Annotated in this window: 12 protein-coding genes and 1 tRNA gene; 7 read left to right on the forward strand and 6 right to left on the reverse strand. The window is 68.3% G+C overall.

What is annotated here, in order from left to right; genetic code table 11:
* Positions 1-34: 34 nt before the first annotated feature.
* On the reverse strand, positions 35-2,383 hold the full coding sequence (locus tag EXE63_RS18115; protein WP_168143044.1) for a DNA 3'-5' helicase SftH: 2,349 nt from the start codon (positions 2,381-2,383) through the stop codon (positions 35-37).
* Positions 2,384-2,668: 285 nt separating this feature from the next.
* Here EXE63_RS18115 and EXE63_RS18120 point away from each other — a divergent pair, with 285 nt between their 5' ends.
* The 3 genes from EXE63_RS18120 (at position 2,669) to topA (ending at position 6,461) form a co-directional block, all read left to right on the forward strand.
* Positions 2,669-2,872, forward strand: coding sequence for a cold-shock protein (locus EXE63_RS18120; RefSeq protein ID WP_006243848.1), 204 nt, complete (start codon positions 2,669-2,671; stop codon positions 2,870-2,872).
* A 73-nt stretch (positions 2,873-2,945) separates the two neighbouring features.
* Entirely contained in the window at positions 2,946-3,527 is a 582-nt protein-coding gene (locus EXE63_RS18125) for a hypothetical protein (RefSeq protein ID WP_168143045.1), read from the forward strand.
* Between the two features lie 111 nt (positions 3,528-3,638).
* A complete protein-coding gene (gene topA, locus EXE63_RS18130) occupies positions 3,639-6,461 on the forward strand; it encodes a type I DNA topoisomerase (RefSeq protein WP_168143046.1) in 2,823 nt (940 codons plus the stop codon).
* Here the strand turns inward: topA and EXE63_RS18135 are convergent.
* Positions 6,458-8,032: an adenylate/guanylate cyclase domain-containing protein gene (locus tag EXE63_RS18135; RefSeq protein ID WP_168143047.1), complete on the reverse strand. Its 1,575-nt coding sequence runs from the start codon at positions 8,030-8,032 to the stop codon at positions 6,458-6,460. The genes topA and EXE63_RS18135 overlap by 4 nt on opposite strands.
* 80 nt (positions 8,033-8,112) lie before the next feature.
* Here EXE63_RS18135 and EXE63_RS18140 point away from each other — a divergent pair, with 80 nt between their 5' ends.
* Both EXE63_RS18140 and EXE63_RS18145 read left to right on the forward strand, forming a co-directional pair.
* Positions 8,113-9,324, forward strand: coding sequence for a DNA polymerase III subunit delta' (locus EXE63_RS18140; RefSeq protein WP_168143048.1), 1,212 nt, complete (start codon positions 8,113-8,115; stop codon positions 9,322-9,324).
* Between the two features lie 90 nt (positions 9,325-9,414).
* Positions 9,415-9,490 (forward strand) — tRNA-Thr (locus EXE63_RS18145).
* 21 nt (positions 9,491-9,511) lie between these two features.
* Here the strand turns inward: EXE63_RS18145 and EXE63_RS18150 are convergent.
* On the reverse strand, positions 9,512-10,366 hold the full coding sequence (locus EXE63_RS18150) for a lysophospholipid acyltransferase family protein (RefSeq protein ID WP_168143049.1): 855 nt from the start codon (positions 10,364-10,366) through the stop codon (positions 9,512-9,514).
* 47 nt (positions 10,367-10,413) lie between these two features.
* Between EXE63_RS18150 and EXE63_RS18155 the strand changes: the two genes are divergently transcribed.
* Positions 10,414-10,983 (forward strand): TetR/AcrR family transcriptional regulator, encoded by a 570-nt coding sequence (locus EXE63_RS18155; RefSeq protein WP_168143050.1) that lies wholly within the window; start codon positions 10,414-10,416, stop codon positions 10,981-10,983.
* Here EXE63_RS18155 and EXE63_RS18160 read toward each other — a convergent pair.
* The 3 genes from EXE63_RS18160 to galE form a co-directional block, all read right to left on the reverse strand.
* Positions 10,980-11,348: a hypothetical protein gene (locus EXE63_RS18160; protein WP_168143051.1), complete on the reverse strand. Its 369-nt coding sequence runs from the start codon at positions 11,346-11,348 to the stop codon at positions 10,980-10,982. The genes EXE63_RS18155 and EXE63_RS18160 overlap by 4 nt on opposite strands.
* 61 nt (positions 11,349-11,409) lie before the next feature.
* Complete coding sequence (locus tag EXE63_RS18165) at positions 11,410-13,170, reverse strand: hypothetical protein (RefSeq protein ID WP_168143052.1); 1,761 nt, start codon at positions 13,168-13,170, stop codon at positions 11,410-11,412.
* 28 nt (positions 13,171-13,198) lie between these two features.
* Entirely contained in the window at positions 13,199-14,182 is a 984-nt protein-coding gene (galE, locus tag EXE63_RS18170) for a UDP-glucose 4-epimerase GalE (RefSeq protein WP_168143053.1), read from the reverse strand.
* A gap of 137 nt (positions 14,183-14,319) precedes the next feature.
* Between galE and EXE63_RS18175 the strand changes: the two genes are divergently transcribed.
* A complete protein-coding gene (locus EXE63_RS18175; protein WP_168143054.1) occupies positions 14,320-16,119 on the forward strand; it encodes an N-acyl-D-amino-acid deacylase family protein in 1,800 nt (599 codons plus the stop codon).

The raw sequence follows: 16,119 nt of genomic DNA on the forward strand, positions 1-16,119 counted from the left end.
GGGCGGTCGGCGAGGGGTGGACCGCTGCGCGGCATCAGTGCCGCGCCAGCGCGTCGAGCACCAGGCGCAGCACCCGCACCGCCCCGGCCTTGTCCAGTGGGTCGTTGCCGTTGCCGCACTTGGGGGACTGCACACACGACGGGCAGCCGGCCGGGCATTCGCAGGCCTCGATGGCCGCGGCGGTCGCCGCCCACCACGTTTCGATCTGCCGGTAGCCCCGCTCGGCGAACCCGGCCCCGCCGGGATGACCGTCGTACACAAAGATCGTCGGTAGGCCCGCCAGCTCACCCGGTCCCGGACCCGCGGCCGTCGACACACCACCGATATCGCCGCGGTCGCAACTGGCCACCAGCGGCAGCAGACCGATCGCCGCGTGCTCGGCGGCGTGCAGGGCGCCCGGCACCATGAGTGCCTCGACGCCGTTGTCCGCCAACGCTTCCGGCGTGATCGTGCACATCACCGCGACGGTGTCCAGGGTGCCCGTCGGCATCTCGAGCTCGACGAAATCGATGACTTCGCCGTCCAGCGCCCGCCGGAGATAGCCCGTCACGGTGTTGGACACCGACACCGGCACCACGCCGACGGTCACCGGTCCGTGGCCGTGCAGCTCGCCGTCTCCGGTCACCGCGATATCGGTCAACTCCCGTGCCGAGGTGGTGTAGCCAGGGTCCCCGGCGTGCACCAGAGCGATACCGTCCTCGAAATCCAGTGCGTCGACGACGTAGGTCTCGCCCTGATGCAGATACACCGCCCCGGGATGCACCGATGCCGGCGCCTGCCCGGTCCCGGTGGTGCCCAGCACGCGGCCGGTCCCGGTCTCCAGGATGGCGATCTGGCCACCCGATGAGCCGCGGATGTCGACCGCGGGGTGCGGATCGACTCCGGGAGCCGGAAAGTAGCCGCCCGGCCTGCGGCGCAGCAGGCCGTCATCGATCAGCGCCGCTGCCACCGCCTCGGCATCCCAGCTGCGTACCTCGGCATCGGTGAGCGGCAGTTCGGTGGCCGCGCACAGCAGCTGAGGGCCCAGCACGTACGGATTTCGTGGGTCGATCACGACGCGCTCGATCGGCTTGTTCAACAGTGCCTGCGGATGATGGACCAGATAGGTGTCCAGGGGATCGTCGCGGGCGATCAACACGATGAGCGCGCTCTGCCCGCGCCGTCCGGACCGTCCGGCCTGCTGCCAGAACGACGTGACGGTCCCTGGGAAGCCGGCCAGCACCACCGCGTCGAGGCCGGCGATGTCCACCCCGAGCTCCAGGGCGTTGGTGGTGGCCAGGCCGCGCAATGCACCGTCCGACAGCGCGCGCTCCAGCGTCCGGCGATCCTCGGCGAGGTAGCCGGCGCGATAGGAGGCGACCGCCTCGACCAGGTCCGGGGCGACCTGCTCGAGTCGGGTCCGCGCGCCGAGTGCGGTCAGCTCGGCGCCGCGGCGGGACCGCACGAAGGTCAGGGTGCGCGCTCCCTCGGCCATCAGATCGGCCATCACCCGGGACGCCTCCGCGCCGGCCGAGCGCCGCACCGGCGCACCGTTCTCCCCGACCAGGTCGTCGAGCAGGGCCGGCTCCCACAACGCCACCGTCCGGCCGCCCTGCGGCGAACCGTCCTCGGTGACCGCGGTGACGGTCTGCCCGATCAGCTCGGATGCGGTCTCGGCGGGTGCGGCGGTGGTGGCGCTGGCGAAGAACACCGTCGGCGAGCCCGAGTACCGCTCGCACAGGCGTAACAGACGTCGCAGCACCATGGCGACGTTTGAGCCGAAAATGCCCCGGTAGTAATGGCATTCGTCGACCACGATGAACTGCAGGTTCCGCAGGAACACCGCCCACCTGGCGTGGTTGCGCAGCAGCGAGAGGTGGATCATGTCCGGGTTGGAGAAGATCCACCGCGACCGTTCGCGGGCGAACCGGCGCAGATCGGTGGTCGCGTCACCGTCATAGGCGCTGGGTGCGACATCGCGCAGGCTGGGCACCGCATCGGTCAGCGCCTGCGCCGCGCGCAGCTGATCGTGCCCGAGGGCCTTGGTGGGGGACAGGTACAGCGCGCGGGCCCGCGGGTCGGCGGCCAGCGCGGTGAGGATGGGGAGCTGATACCCGAGCGACTTGCCCGATGCCGTACCGGTGGACAGCACCACGTGCCGTCCGGCGTGGGCCAGATCGGCCGCGACAGCCTGATGCGACCAGGGTGTGCCGACGCCGCGGTCGGCGAACGCCGCGACGATGCGCGGATCGGCCCACTGCGGCCAGTCCCGGTGCTCGCTGCGGCGCGGTGGCAGGTGCTCGACGTGGCGCACCGGATGCTCGTCGGGGGCGGTGCCCTCGATCGCGCGGAGGAGCAGGTCCCGGCCGAAATCGGACCCGGAATCTGCCGCGGAACCAGACAACTGTCGCCTCTCAAGATCGTTTTGATGTGTACCCAGGTGAATTGTTAACTACATGATCATTTCCGAGACTGTCGCTGGCGCGTTGAACGTGGTTGACTGAACGTGGTCGCAGCTTCTGTGTTCGTGTTTCAGCACCCGCAGGATCGAACGTTGCGATCGCGGTTCCTGCGAGGTTGTAGGTCGGGTCGAGTTCCGGCGACACACGCGTTGGTATGGCGGTCGGAACGGGCCCGGTACACCGGAAGTCGGTGAACCGCACCCGGTAAGAGAAGGAATGTACGAGAGATGCCACAGGGAACTGTGAAGTGGTTCAACGCGGAGAAGGGCTTCGGCTTCATCGCCCCCGAGGACGGCTCCGCTGACGTGTTTGTCCACTACACGGAGATCCAGGGGTCGGGCTTCCGCACCCTGGAGGAGAACCAGAAGGTTGAGTTCGAGGTCGGCCAGAGCCCCAAGGGGCCGCAGGCCACCGGCGTTCGCGCCGTCTGAGCAATCGCACTAGGAAGACACCCCCGGCCCCGCCGGGGGTGTTTTCGTATCGGACGCCGATAGTGTCGTTCGTGTGAGCCAGCTGTCGTTCTTCTCGGCGGAGTCGGTGCCGCCGGCCGTCGAGGACCTGACCGGGCTGCTGGCTGCCCATGGTCAGGTGGTGATCCACGGCGGTGAGGCGCGCCTGTCGATCGTGGTCGACGACCTCTGGCGTGCCCGGGAACTGGCCGCGATGATCACCGAGGTCGGGCTGGAGCCCGAGATCGCGCGCACCGACGAGAGCACACCGCTGGTGCGCACCGGAATGGACAGCCGGTTGGTGGGCATCGCCGCCGAGTGGACCCGCGGTGCGGTGAAGACCGTTCCCGGCGATTGGCTGCCCGGTGCGCGGGAATTACGTGCCTGGACGCTGGCCGCAGGCACCCCCGAGGCCGCCGACCGGTACTTGCTGGGATTGGATCCGCACGCACCCGATACCCATCCGGTGCTGGCATCGGCGCTGATGCGGGTGGGTATCGCTCCGACATTGATCGGCACCAGAGGGGCGCGGCCGGCGTTGCGGATCAGTGGGAGAAGACGGCTGTCACGGCTGGTGGAGAACGTCGGGGAACCTCCCGTGGACGACGACGCGTTTGCACAATGGCCGCGAATATAAGGAAAGCTGACGGGCGAGCCAGTTTGCGTTGGTTCGCCCAGGATGCGAAATTGTCAGTTGCCAGCGCGCCGCACGGCAGCTTGGCAACAGAGAAGTGGAGTGTAAGAGCAGGTGGCTGACGACGACCGGAGCCGGGCAGGCGCCGGTAACGTTCGGCGGCTCGTGATAGTCGAGTCGCCGACCAAAGCGCGCAAGATCGCGGGCTACCTCGGCTCCAACTACATCGTCGAGTCCTCGCGCGGTCACATCCGCGACCTGCCGCGGGCGGCCGCCGACGTGCCCGCCAAGTACAAATCCGAGCCGTGGGCGCGCCTGGGCGTCAACGTCGACGCGGATTTCGAACCGCTCTACATCGTCAGCCCGGACAAGAAGAGCACGGTCACCGAGCTCAAGGCCCTGCTCAAGGATGTCGACGAGCTCTATCTCGCGACGGACGGTGACCGTGAGGGTGAGGCCATCGCCTGGCATCTGCTCGAAACCCTCAAGCCGCGCATTCCGGTCAAGCGGATGGTGTTCCACGAGATCACCGAGCCGGCCATCCGGGCCGCCGCGGAAAGCCCCCGTGACCTCGATACCGACCTGGTCGACGCGCAGGAGACCCGCCGCATCCTGGACCGCCTCTACGGCTACGAGGTGTCCCCCGTGCTGTGGAAGAAGGTCGCGCCGAAGCTGTCGGCCGGCCGTGTGCAGTCGGTGGCGACCCGCATCATCGTCCAGCGCGAGCGCGAGCGGATGGCCTTCCGCAGCGCCGGGTACTGGGATGTCACCGCCGAACTCGATGCCAGCGTGTCCGACCCGCAGGCCACCCCGCCGCGATTCACCGCGAAACTCAACACCGTCGACGGACGCCGGGTCGCGGCCGGACGCGATTTCGACTCCCTGGGTGGGGTCAAGAAGCCCGATGAGGTGCTGGTGCTCGACGAGGCCGCGGCCGCGGCGCTGGCCGGTGGCCTGCGCGGGGCCCAGCTGGCCGTCTCGTCGGTGGAACAGAAGCCCTACACCCGCAAGCCCTACCCGCCGTTCATGACCTCCACGCTGCAGCAGGAGGCGGGCCGCAAGCTGCGGTTCTCCTCCGAGCGCACCATGAGCATCGCGCAGCGGTTGTACGAGAACGGCTACATCACCTACATGCGCACCGACTCCACGACGCTGTCGGAGTCGGCGATCACGGCGGCGCGTAACCAGGCCGGTCAGCTCTACGGCCAGGAATACGTGCATCCGACCCCGCGCCAGTTCACCCGCAAGGTGAAGAACGCGCAGGAGGCCCACGAGGCGATCCGGCCCTCCGGTGACGTGTTCCAGACCCCGGGCCAGCTGCACTCCGCCCTGGACAACGACGAGTTCCGGCTCTACGAACTGATCTGGCAGCGCACGGTGGCCTCGCAGATGGCCGACGCGCGCGGCACCACGCTGAGCCTGCGCATCGCCGGGCAGGCGGCCTCGGGTGAGCAGGTGGTGTTCAACGCCAGCGGTCGTACGCTCACCTTCCCGGGCTTCCTCAAGGCCTACGTCGAGAGCCTCGACGAGCAGGCCGGCGGTGAGGCCGACGACGCCGAGAGCCGGCTGCCCAACCTCACTCAGGGCCAGCGGGTGGACGCCGCCGATCTGACCGCCGACGGCCACACCACCTCGCCGCCGGCGCGCTACACCGAGGCCTCGCTGATCAAGGCACTGGAGGAACTGGGCATCGGGCGCCCCTCGACCTACAGCTCGATCATCAAGACCATCCAGGACCGCGGCTACGTCCACAAGAAGGGCAGCGCGCTGGTGCCGTCCTGGGTGGCGTTCGCGGTGATCGGCCTGCTCGAGCAGCATTTCAGCCGTTTGGTGGACTACGACTTCACCGCCGCCATGGAGGACGAGCTCGACGCGATCGCCTCGGGCAATGAGCGACGTACCAACTGGCTCAACAACTTCTACTTCGGCGGTGAGCACGGCGTCGAGGGCTCGATCGCCCGCGCGGGTGGTCTCAAGCAGCTCGTGGGCGGCAACCTCGAGGAGATCGACGCGCGACTGGTCAACTCCATCAAGCTGTTCGACGACGAAGAGGGACGCGCCGTCAACGTCCGGGTCGGCCGCAACGGCCCGTACCTGGAGCGGATGATCGCCGATCCGGACAATCCCGGTGAGCTCAAGCCGCAGCGCGCCAACCTCAAGGATGAGCTGACGCCCGACGAGCTGACTCTGGAGTTGGCCGAAAAGGCTTTCGCCACACCCCAAGAGGGGCGCTCGCTGGGTGTCGATCCGGAGTCCGGTCACGAGATCGTGGCCAAGGACGGCCGGTACGGCCCGTATGTCACCGAGGTGCTGCCCGAGCCGCCCGAGGATCCCGAAGACGGGGTGGCGGCCAAGAAGGGCAAGAAGCCGACCGGCCCGAAACCGCGGACCGGTTCGCTGCTGCGCACGATGGACCTGGAGACGGTGACGCTGGAGGACGCCCTCAAGCTGCTGTCGCTGCCGCGCGTCGTCGGCGTCGACCCCGCCAACAACGAGGAGATCACCGCGCAGAACGGCCGCTACGGCCCATATCTGAAGCGCGGCACCGATTCTCGTTCGCTGGCCACCGAAGAGCAGATGTTCACCATCACCCTCGACGAGGCGCTGAAGATCTACGCCGAGCCCAAGCGGCGCGGTCGCCAGGGTGCGGCCACCCCGCCGCTGCGTGAACTCGGCAACGATCCGGTGTCGGAGAAGCCGATGGTGATCAAGGACGGCCGGTTCGGTCCGTACGTCACCGACGGTGAGACCAACGCCAGCCTGCGCAAGGGTGACGACGTGCTGTCGATCACCGACGCCCGCGCGTCCGAACTGCTTGCCGATCGCCGTGCCCGTGGCCCGGTGAAGAAGGCGGCCAAGAAGGCGCCGGCGAAAAAGGCTGTCAAGAAGGCCGCCGCGAAGAAGGCGCCCGCCAAGAAGGCCGTCAAGAAGGCTTAGTTCGACACCGCGCGGTGGAACGACCGGGCGGGCCGGGCCAGCTGAGTGGGCGCCTGGCGGCCACGCAACTCGACGATCTCGCCGACATCCCAGCACAGGGCCTCGGCGTCGAGCGCACCGCTGACCGCGATGGCCGAGGCGAGCACGTGGCCCACCTCCAGCTTGGCCAGCTCGGTGAGCCGGGCGGCCTCGTTCACCGGATCACCGATCACGGTGTATTCGAAGCGGGCCTGGGCGCCGATATGACCGGCGATCGCGCGTCCGGCGGATACGCCGATGCCGAACTCCGTCTGCCCCAATACATTAACCAGTTCGTCGTGCAGCTCACGGGAGGCCGCCAGTGCGGCCCCGGAGGCGTCGGGGTGCTCGATCGGGGCGCCGAAGATTGCCAGCGCGGCGTCACCCTGGAACTTGTTGACGAACCCGCCGTGCTTGTTCACGGTGTCGACGATGACGCGGAAGAACTCGTTGAGCAGGTTCACCACTTCGGAGGCGGGGATGGTGGAGGCCAGCTGCGTCGAGCCGACCAGGTCGACGAACAGCACCGCGACATCGCGTTCCTGCCCGCCGAGTTCGGTGCCGCGTTCCAGGGCGCGCCGCGCCACGTCCTCGCCGACGTAACGGCCGAACAGATCCCGCAGGCGCTGCCGTTCGGCCAGATCGCGCACCATGTCGTTGAAGCCGGCCTGCAGCAGGCCCAGCTCGCTGGCGTCATAGATCTGCATGTGCGCGTTGTAGTTTCCGCGCTGCACCTCGCCCAGTGCCCAGCGCAGCTGGCGCAGCGGGTCGGCGATCGACATGGAGACCAGGACGGTGCCGACCAGACCGATCAGCAGGGCGGCGATGGCCAGCAGCAGGATCGGGGTGGTCAGCTTCTCGGCGGGTGCGTTGAGGATCTCGAACTTGCTCGCCACCACGGCCAGCACGATGGCCAGGATCGGCACGCCGGTGGACAGCACCCAGGTCAGCACCTGTCGCAGGATGACCCCGGGGGCCCGGAAGTTCTCCGGTACGCCGGTGCGCAGTGCGGCCACCGCCACCGGGCGGAGCACCCGTTCGGACTGCAGGTAGCCGATGATGGCCACCGCGGTGGCGCCCAGGGCGGTGGCGACCGCGACGACGGGCGCCGACTTGCTGGCCACCGGCCAGCTCGCGACGATGAAGACGATGGAGCCCAGGCACCAGTTGGTGACGTTGATGACCGACCGGTAGAAGGGCATCTTCAGCGCCCGGACCCGGGCCACCTCGGTGATGGTGGTCGAGGTGTCACCGAGCAACGTGTCGCGGCGCTGCCAGCGGATCACCGGGATGAGCATCCGCAGGGTGATGTAGGCGGCGATGGTGAACGAGACGAAGAGGTAGGCCAGGAAGACCGCCAGGTTGAATGCCGGAAGCTCCTGGAGCTGGATGCGGTCCTCGGGCGGCAGGCCGTAGCGTAGAAAGCCCAGGACCAGCAGCGCACCGATGATATCGGCCTGCACCATGCCCAAGCCGAACACCGGCCATGGCGTGCGGGCCACCCAACGGAGGAACGCGCTGACGCGTCCGACCAGTGTCACCTCCGCACTCACCCGTTCACCGTATCGGTCACCGGCGACGTGTCGCGCCGGTGAGTCCGTGTCGTGTCGGGCGGTGCCACTACTGTTGACCGGTGCATAGCGGTGTTTTTTCGCGTCTGGTGGGCCAACACCTCGTCGAGGAGGAGCTGCTCGCGGCCGCCAGATCCGCCCGTGGTGAAAAGTCTCACAGCGGACTCACAGCAGGCGGTATGACCCATGCCTGGCTGATCACCGGCCCGCCCGGTTCCGGTCGTTCGATCGCCGCGCTGTGCTTCGCCGCCGCGCTGCAGTGCACGTCAGAGGGCCAGCCGGGCTGCGGTGAATGCCGCCCGTGCACCACGACCATGGCGGGCACCCACGCCGATGTCCGCCGGATCATCCCGGAGGGGCTGTCCATCGGGGTGAAGGAGATGCGCGAGATCGTGCAGATCGCGTCTCGGCGGCCCGGCACCGGGCGCTGGCAGATCGTGGTGGTCGAAGATGCCGATCGGCTCACCGAGGGTGCGGCGAACGCACTGCTCAAGGTGGTGGAAGAGCCGCCGCAGTCGACGGTGTTCCTGCTGTGTGCGCCATCGGTGGATCCCGAGGACATCTCGGTCACCCTGCGGTCGCGGTGCCGGCACGTCCCGCTGGTGACCCCGCCGACCGCGTCGATCGCCGAGGTGCTGACCGGGCGCGACGGGATCGACGCCGAAACGGCGGCCTGGGCGGCGTCGGTCAGCGGCGGACATGTGGGCCGCGCCCGGCGGTTGGCGACCGATCCGGAGTCCCGGCTGCGCCGCGAACGCGCGCTGAGCCTGGCGCGGGACGCCGCGACGCCGTCACGCGCCTTCGGAGCTGCCGAGGAGCTGGTCGCCACCGCCGAGGCGGAGGCCAAGGCGCTGACCGTCGACCGCAATGAGAGTGAGGCCGAGGAACTGCGGACCGCGCTGGGTGCCGGTGGCACCGGTAAGGGCACCGCGGGCACGATGCGCGGTGCCAGCGGCGCGATGAAACAGCTCGAGGCGCGGCAGAAGTCCCGCCAGACCCGGGCCGGCCGGGACGCGCTGGACCGCGCGCTGATGGACCTGGCCACCTACTTCCGTGACGCGCTGGTGGTGTCGGCGGGCGCCGGCGGGGTGGCGGCCAACCATCCGGACATGGCCGAGAAAGTGGGGGCGATGGCCGCGCACGTGGCGCCGGACAAGCTGCTGCGCTGTATCGAGGCCGTGCTGGACTGCCGGGAGGCGCTCGCGGTCAACGTGAAACCGAAGTTCGCCGTGGACGCGATGGTGGCGACGGTGGGGCAGGCGCTGCGGAACTGAGGTTCGGCGGGCTGGAGGTCAGCGACCCGGGGATCAACTTGGGCGGTGGACGGACCCTGCCGTAGACTCATGCCGCTCTGAAAAGAGCGCGCCACCCTAGCTCAGTCGGTAGAGCAATTCACTCGTAATGAATAGGTCAGGGGTTCGATTCCCCTGGGTGGCTCCACGTTTTCGTGCACCGCGGCCGTCACGGCTGCACGGCATCGCGCCAGGCCAGCGGATTCAATTCGCGGTAGGGGTCGCCCGCCCGGATCTCCTGCAAGTCGGCCAGTACGGCCTCCAGCGATGTCTGGGTCCGTTGTTTCACGGTGTCCGCCCACTCCGGCGCGGATACGCCGGCCGGCCTGGCGGTGTCGATCGGCTCGGCGAAGCGCAGGTACATCCGCTGCGGGCGCGGGATCAGGGTGGGGCCGATACCGCGCAACAGCGGCATCGCCATATCGCCGGGGGCTCCGAGCGCCTTGGCGATGCGCTGGCTGAACCGCCCGAACAGCCCGTCGCGGGACGTCAGGCTGCGGTACACGTCGTCGCCGCCGATGAGCCCGGCCGGCACGATCGGATAGTCGTGTTCGGCCGAGATGCGCGCGAATCCGGCCCGGTCCTGCCAGCGCAGGGTGTTCTCCTCGCCCTTGAACTTCGCGATCTCACGTCCGCCGCCGGGGAACACCAGGATCGTCTGGTCATGGCGCATCAACTCGCCGGCGGATTCCGGGGAACCGACCGTCGCGCCGCAGGCCGCCAGCAGGTCGGCCGCGGGCCCGGGCATGGTGGCGAACCGGCGATCGGTCAGCGGGCGCACCAACGTGCCGATTTCACGACGGACCAGATACGGGATCAGGAATCCCTCGGTGCCGGACTGGGTGTGATTGCCCACCAACAGGAATCGTCCGTCGCGGGGGAGGTGCTCGAGTCCGTCGACAAAGGGCCGCCAGAGGTCGATGAGCGGGGCTGCGTTGTCGGCGACCGTCTCGACCACCCGCCGGATCGCCTGGATGCGACTCGGCTGGTCCATCAATCTCTCGGTGTTCGTCATGACTGTCATGACTTCACATTACCGAACGAACTGGTTCGTCTGGTTATGCTCTCCCTGTGAGAACCACGACCGAACTACGCGCCGAGATCCTTGCCGCGGCGCGCGCCGAGTTCGCGCAGCACGGACTGGCCGGTGCCCGGATCGATCGCATCGCGCGCGCGGCCCACGCCAGCAAGGAACGGTTGTACGCGCATTTCGGGGACAAGGAGACGTTGTTCAGGGAGGTCCTTGCCGCCGACGCCGCCGAGTTCTACCGTTCGGTCACGCTGCGGCCGGAGGCCGTCGAGGAATTCGTCGGCGGAATCTTCGACCTGGCCTGCCGCGAACCCGCCCACCTCCGGATGATCACCTGGGCACAGCTCGAAGGGTTCGCCCTCGGTCCGCCGGAAGTCGATGGCCAGCCCTTTCCGGATCAGGCGATCCGGGCCATCGAGGTGGCCCAAGATGCCGGGCATGTCGATTCCGCGTGGCGGCCCGACGATCTGATCGTGCTGCTGTTCGCCATCGGGCTGTCCTGGGCGCATTCGCCGCACCCCGACGCCACCACCGGCGATTCCGGGATCCTTGCCCACCGGCGTGCCGTCGCGGTCGACGCCGCACGTCGACTGATCGCGACGCGGCCCTAACCGGCCCTGCGCTGGGATTCCTTGCGCTCGGCGAGCCGCCGCCACAGGTCCTCGAGATCGATATCGTTGGGCTGGCGCGGTCGGCGGTGATGGAACAGCGAGTCGTCATGGCTGGCCGGGCAGTGAAAACGGTGCAGCTGCAGACATTTTGCCGGCCAGCGCGGCTCGTGCTCGTCGTCGAGGTCGACGACCTGACGCGTCGAACGCCGGATCGCGAACCGGTTTCCGGCCGCGCTCTCATCGGTGGCGAACATCTCGGCGTGGAACAGTCGCCAGCCGCCATAGGCCATCTGCAACCAGACCGTGTCGGTGCCGCAGTGCTTGCACGGCGCGACCACCGACGGTCGCGAGTCTGTCCGGTCCATGGGATCAGGCTAGGGACACCTACCGACATGTCGGGTCCGCACACGCCGTGTCGGGTGGAAACTATCGGGGCGCCACGAATCCGATCGGACCGGAGGCGACACACACCGACAGCGCTGCGGTGTTCGCGCTCACCCGGACGGCGTCGCCCGCCCCGGACAGCCGCACGAACACCCGGTTCAGCCCGGGATGCACCGGAACCTTCACCGGCACACCCTCGGTCAGCGACATGGTGAGTGATCCCTCGCTGTTGGCCAGATAGTTGATCTCCGCGGTCCAGTCCGCGGGCAGCAACGGCCCGTCCAGCGGCATGACGACCTCGGAGTCCTCGGTCTGCACCAGGTAGCCGCAGTTGGGCGCGGGCCCGGGGACGATGGTGCGGACCCAGGTGACCAGCGCGTCGCGCAGCCGGCCTGTGCTGTCGAGAACTCTCAGTTCTGTGGTGGCGCTGCTGAATTCGGGGCGTTCGGGCAGCAGCGCGAACATGTGGCTGGCCAGATTCTCCGGGGCGGCCACCCGCTGCATGATCATGGGGTCGACCTCCTGATCCAGCAGTGGCGCCGCCAGCGGGTCCATCGAGGACAACCCGGTGCGCGCGTTGTCCAGGTAGGCCGGGACCGGACTGTCCTGCCAGACCCGCAGGAAGGTCACCGTCGAGTACAGGCTGCTGCCGACGAAAGCCGCCGCGACCACGGTGACCACCACGGATCGGGCAGGTGAGGTATCCAGGCGCCGTGACGATGCCCGGTTCGGGGCACAGAAGGCCACCGCGGTGAGCAGGGCCAGGACCACCACCAGATCGGGCAGATAGCGCAGGGTCTGGGCCAGCTCCAGCGCAGTGAACTGCGATGAGCGCATCAGGTAGATCGGCACCTGGCAGGCCACCGCATAGCCGACGGCGGCCAGCCATACCGGGCCGATGCGCTCCTTGCGAGCCAGCGATACCGCGACCACCGCGGCCAGCACCAGCCAGCCCAGCACCATCACCGTCACCGACGGCGTGGCCCACGGGGACGCCGGCGCCCAGCGCTGCCAGTCCCACGGTCCGCCGGCCAAGCCAGGAACGATGCCGTGGGTCACCGAACGCAGGAGCAGATCCCAGGTCATGCCGAGGTCCAGCGACCACCGCTGCTGGTCGACAACGATCAGGTACACCCCGATCCAGGCGGCGGTCACCGCGAGAAGTCCACTCCAGAGCCGGATTCCGCGGCGCCAGACCTCCGCGACGGAGGCGCCGGTCACCCAGGCCAGCAGCGCCGCCACCGCGAACGCCACGAACGGGATGACTGCGGACTTCTCGAAGAACAGCAGCCCGCCGAGATAAACCAGGGTGCCGGTCACGGCGTAGCGCCGATTCCCGGTGCGTACCAACAGGATCGCGTCGGCGCTCACCCAGGCCAGCGCGGCCAGCATGGGCAACGAGTTCAATCCGGCCGCCCACCACGCGAAACCGGGCACCGTCAGCGGGGTGAACAGCGCAAAGGTCAGCGGTATCAGCAGCACCGGGCGCCAGCCCAGGATCACGTGCAGTGCCCGCAGCAACGCCGCCGAGGCCAGCAGTTGCAGCACCAGCAGGCTGATCGCCGGGCCTGCCCATTCCAGTGGCGCCAGCCGGGTGATGGCGCCGGCCACCAGGAAGGCCCCCGGCATCACGTGCCCGTCATGATCGTCGAACAGGTACTGCGCGGACAGCAGGCTCTGGGTGCCGGCCCGGCCGACCAGGATCAGGTCATCCCAGTAGAAGTCGCCGCCGAAGGCCAGCACGGAACGGACCAGCAGCTGCACCGCGATCAGCGCGACGGCACTCCTAGCGACCCAGTTCATCGGTTGCGACTGTACGGAGCCGTTGCCTTCAGCCCGCGGTTGGATAGCTTTCGCCGGCCGCCTGGCGAGCCGCCCACGCCGATGCCACCATATCGGTCAGCGAATGTCGCATCCGCCAGTCCAGATCGCGCGCCGCGAGGTCCCCGGCCGCCACGATGCGCGCTGGATCTCCAGGCCTGCGCGGGGTGACCGCAGGGTCGAAATCGATTCCGGTGACGTCGCGGATGGCCGTCATGATCTCGCGTACCGATGTGCCCGAGCCGCTGCCCAAGTTGTAGACGGCCTCGACGGGTTCACCTGTCGCCAGTCGGTGCGCGGCCGCGACGTGTGCCGAGGCCAGATCCGAGACGTGCACGTAATCGCGCACGCAGGTTCCGTCGGGTGTGGCGTAGTCCCCGCCGTTGATCTGCGGGATCTGGCCGTGGAAGAGCATGTCCAACACCTTGGGGAACAGGTTGTGCGGGCTGCGGTCGTAGATGTCGGGCGAGCCGGACCCGACCACGTTGAAATACCGCAGGCTGGTGTGGCGCAGTTCTCCCGAGCGGGCTACGTCGCGAAGGAGCCATTCCCCGATGAGTTTGCTTTCGCCATAGGGCGATTCGGGCGACGTGGGGGTTCGCTCGTCGACCACCTCGACATCGGGGGTTCCGTAGGTCGCCGCGCTGCTGGAGAAGACGATCTGGTTCACGCCGGTCTTGGCCATCGCCGCGAGCAGCACCGTCATGGCCGTGACGTTCTGCTGGTAGGTGTGCAGCGGGTGCTTCACCGACTCGCCCGCATATTTGTATCCGGCGACGTGCACCACTCCGGTCACCCGGTGATCTCGCAGCGTCGACTCGACGGTGTCGGCATCGAGCAGATTTGCTCTGACGAGTTCGACGCCGTCGGGGACGAACTGCGCCAGCCCGGTGGAGAGGTCATCGATGACGACCACCGGGGTGTTCGCGTCGGTGAGCGCCCGGACGACATGCGATCCGATATAGCCTGCACCTCCGGTAACCAACCAGGTCACGTGGTCTCCCTGTCTGCGTATCGTCCGAGGTCACCATGCTGTCACAGACCCGTGGCAGGCAAACGGCTCCGGGTGCCATCGCGATGAGACCGGCGAAAAAGATTGTGAGTGATCACTATCTAACCTAGCCTGGGCCCATGCCCTATGACGTGATCATCCGCAACGGTCTGTGGTTCGACGGGACCGGGCGCCCGCCGCTGACCCGCTCCCTGGGTATTCGCGATGGCCTCGTCGCCGAGGTGTCGGCCACTGCGCTGGACGAGACCGGTTGCCCCGAGGTCATCGACGCGACCGGCAAATGGGTGACCCCCGGTTTCATCGATGTGCACACCCACTACGACGCCGAGGTGCTGCTCGACCCGGGTCTGCGCGAATCGGTGCGCCACGGTGTCACCACCGTGCTGCTCGGCATGTGCTCGCTGTCCACCGTGTACGCCGATACCGAGGACGCCGCCGACCTGTTCAGCCGCGTCGAGGCCGTGCCGCGGCAGTTCGTGCTCGGTGCGCTGGCCGAGCACAAGACGTGGTCGAACCCCGCCGAGTACGTGGCCGCCATCGACGCGCTGCCGCTGGGCCCGAACATCGCCTCGCTGCTGGGGCACTCGGACCTGCGCGCCTCGGTGCTGGGACTCGACCGTGCCACCACCCGTGACGTGACGCCCACCGAGGCCGAGCTGGAGACGATGGCGCAGCGCCTCGATGCCGCGCTGGACGCCGGGATGCTCGGCATGTCCGGGATGGACGCCGCCATCGACAAACTCGACGGCGACCGGTTCCGGTCCCGAGCCTTGCCCTCCACCTTCGCCACCTGGCGCGAACGTCGCCGGCTGATCAAGGTGCTGCGCCGGCGCGGCCGCATCCTGCAGAGCGCACCGAACGTCGCCAAGGCCCATGAGGCGTTGAACTTCTTCCTGGAGAGCAGTGCAATGTTCGGCCGTCGGCGCGGGGTGAAGATGAGCCTGCTGGTCTCGGCCGACGCCAAGTCCGCACCCGGGGCCGTGCACGTGCTGGGCCGCGGTACCCGGCTGTTGAACCGGTTACTGGACGCGAAGGTGCGGTTCCAGCATCTGCCGGTGCCGTTCGAACTGTATTCCGACGGAATCGATCTGCCGGTGTTCGAGGAGTTCGGGGCTGGTACGGCGGCGCTGCACCTACGCGATCAGCTGGAGCGCAACACGCTGCTCGCCGACCCCGAATACCGCCGCCGGTTCCGCAGGTCCTTCGACCGCCGCAAGCTCGGACCCGCGTTGTGGCACCGCGACTTCCACGACGCCAAGATCGTGGGCTGCCCCGATGCGTCGTTGATCGGCAAGAGTTTCGGTCAGATCGCCGATGAGCGCGGTATCCACCCGCTGGACGCCTTCCTGGACGTGCTCGTGGAGAACGGCGAGCGCAATGTGCGGTGGACGACCATCGTGGCCAACCATCGCCCGAAGCAGCTCGACAAGCTCGCCGACGAGCCGTCGGTGCACATGGGGTTCTCGGATGCCGGTGCGCACCTTCGCAATATGGCGTTCTACAACTATGCGCTGCGGCTGCTCAAGCGGGTGCGCGATGCCGATGAGGCGGGCCGGCCGTTTCTCACCCCGCAACGCGCGGTGCACCGGCTGACGGCCGAGGTGGCCGATTGGTTCGGGCTGGACGCCGGCACCTTGCGCCGCGGTGACCGTGCCGACTTCGTGGTGATAGACCCAGTTGCGCTGAATGATTCGGTCAACGCCTATCACGAGTCGACGGTGTCCTTCTATGGTGACCTGAGCCGCATGGTGAACCGCAATGACGAGACCGTCATCGCCACCGGAGTCAACGGCCAGGTGGTGTTCACCCGGGGCGAGTTCCGCGACGGTTACGGCAGCACGGTCCGGTCCGGGCGTTATCTGCGCGCCGGCGCATCGGAGTCCCCGTCGCTCCGCGCGCCCCGGTCGACCACCGTCTGA

This window comes from Mycolicibacterium frederiksbergense, from assembly GCF_012223425.1.
Lineage (GTDB): Bacteria > Actinomycetota > Actinomycetes > Mycobacteriales > Mycobacteriaceae > Mycobacterium > Mycobacterium frederiksbergense.

Excerpts from the sequence above, each read along its gene's own strand:
- EXE63_RS18150 (WP_168143049.1), bottom strand. The coding sequence starts at position 10,366 with ATGACAGTCATGACGAACACCGAGAGATTGATGGACCAGCCGAGTCGC.
- EXE63_RS18120 (WP_006243848.1), top strand. The coding sequence starts at position 2,669 with ATGCCACAGGGAACTGTGAAGTGGTTCAACGCGGAGAAGGGCTTCGGC.
- EXE63_RS18160 (WP_168143051.1), bottom strand. The coding sequence starts at position 11,348 with ATGGACCGGACAGACTCGCGACCGTCGGTGGTCGCGCCGTGCAAGCAC.
- EXE63_RS18175 (WP_168143054.1), top strand. The coding sequence starts at position 14,320 with ATGCCCTATGACGTGATCATCCGCAACGGTCTGTGGTTCGACGGGACC.
- EXE63_RS18165 (WP_168143052.1), bottom strand. The coding sequence starts at position 13,170 with ATGAACTGGGTCGCTAGGAGTGCCGTCGCGCTGATCGCGGTGCAGCTG.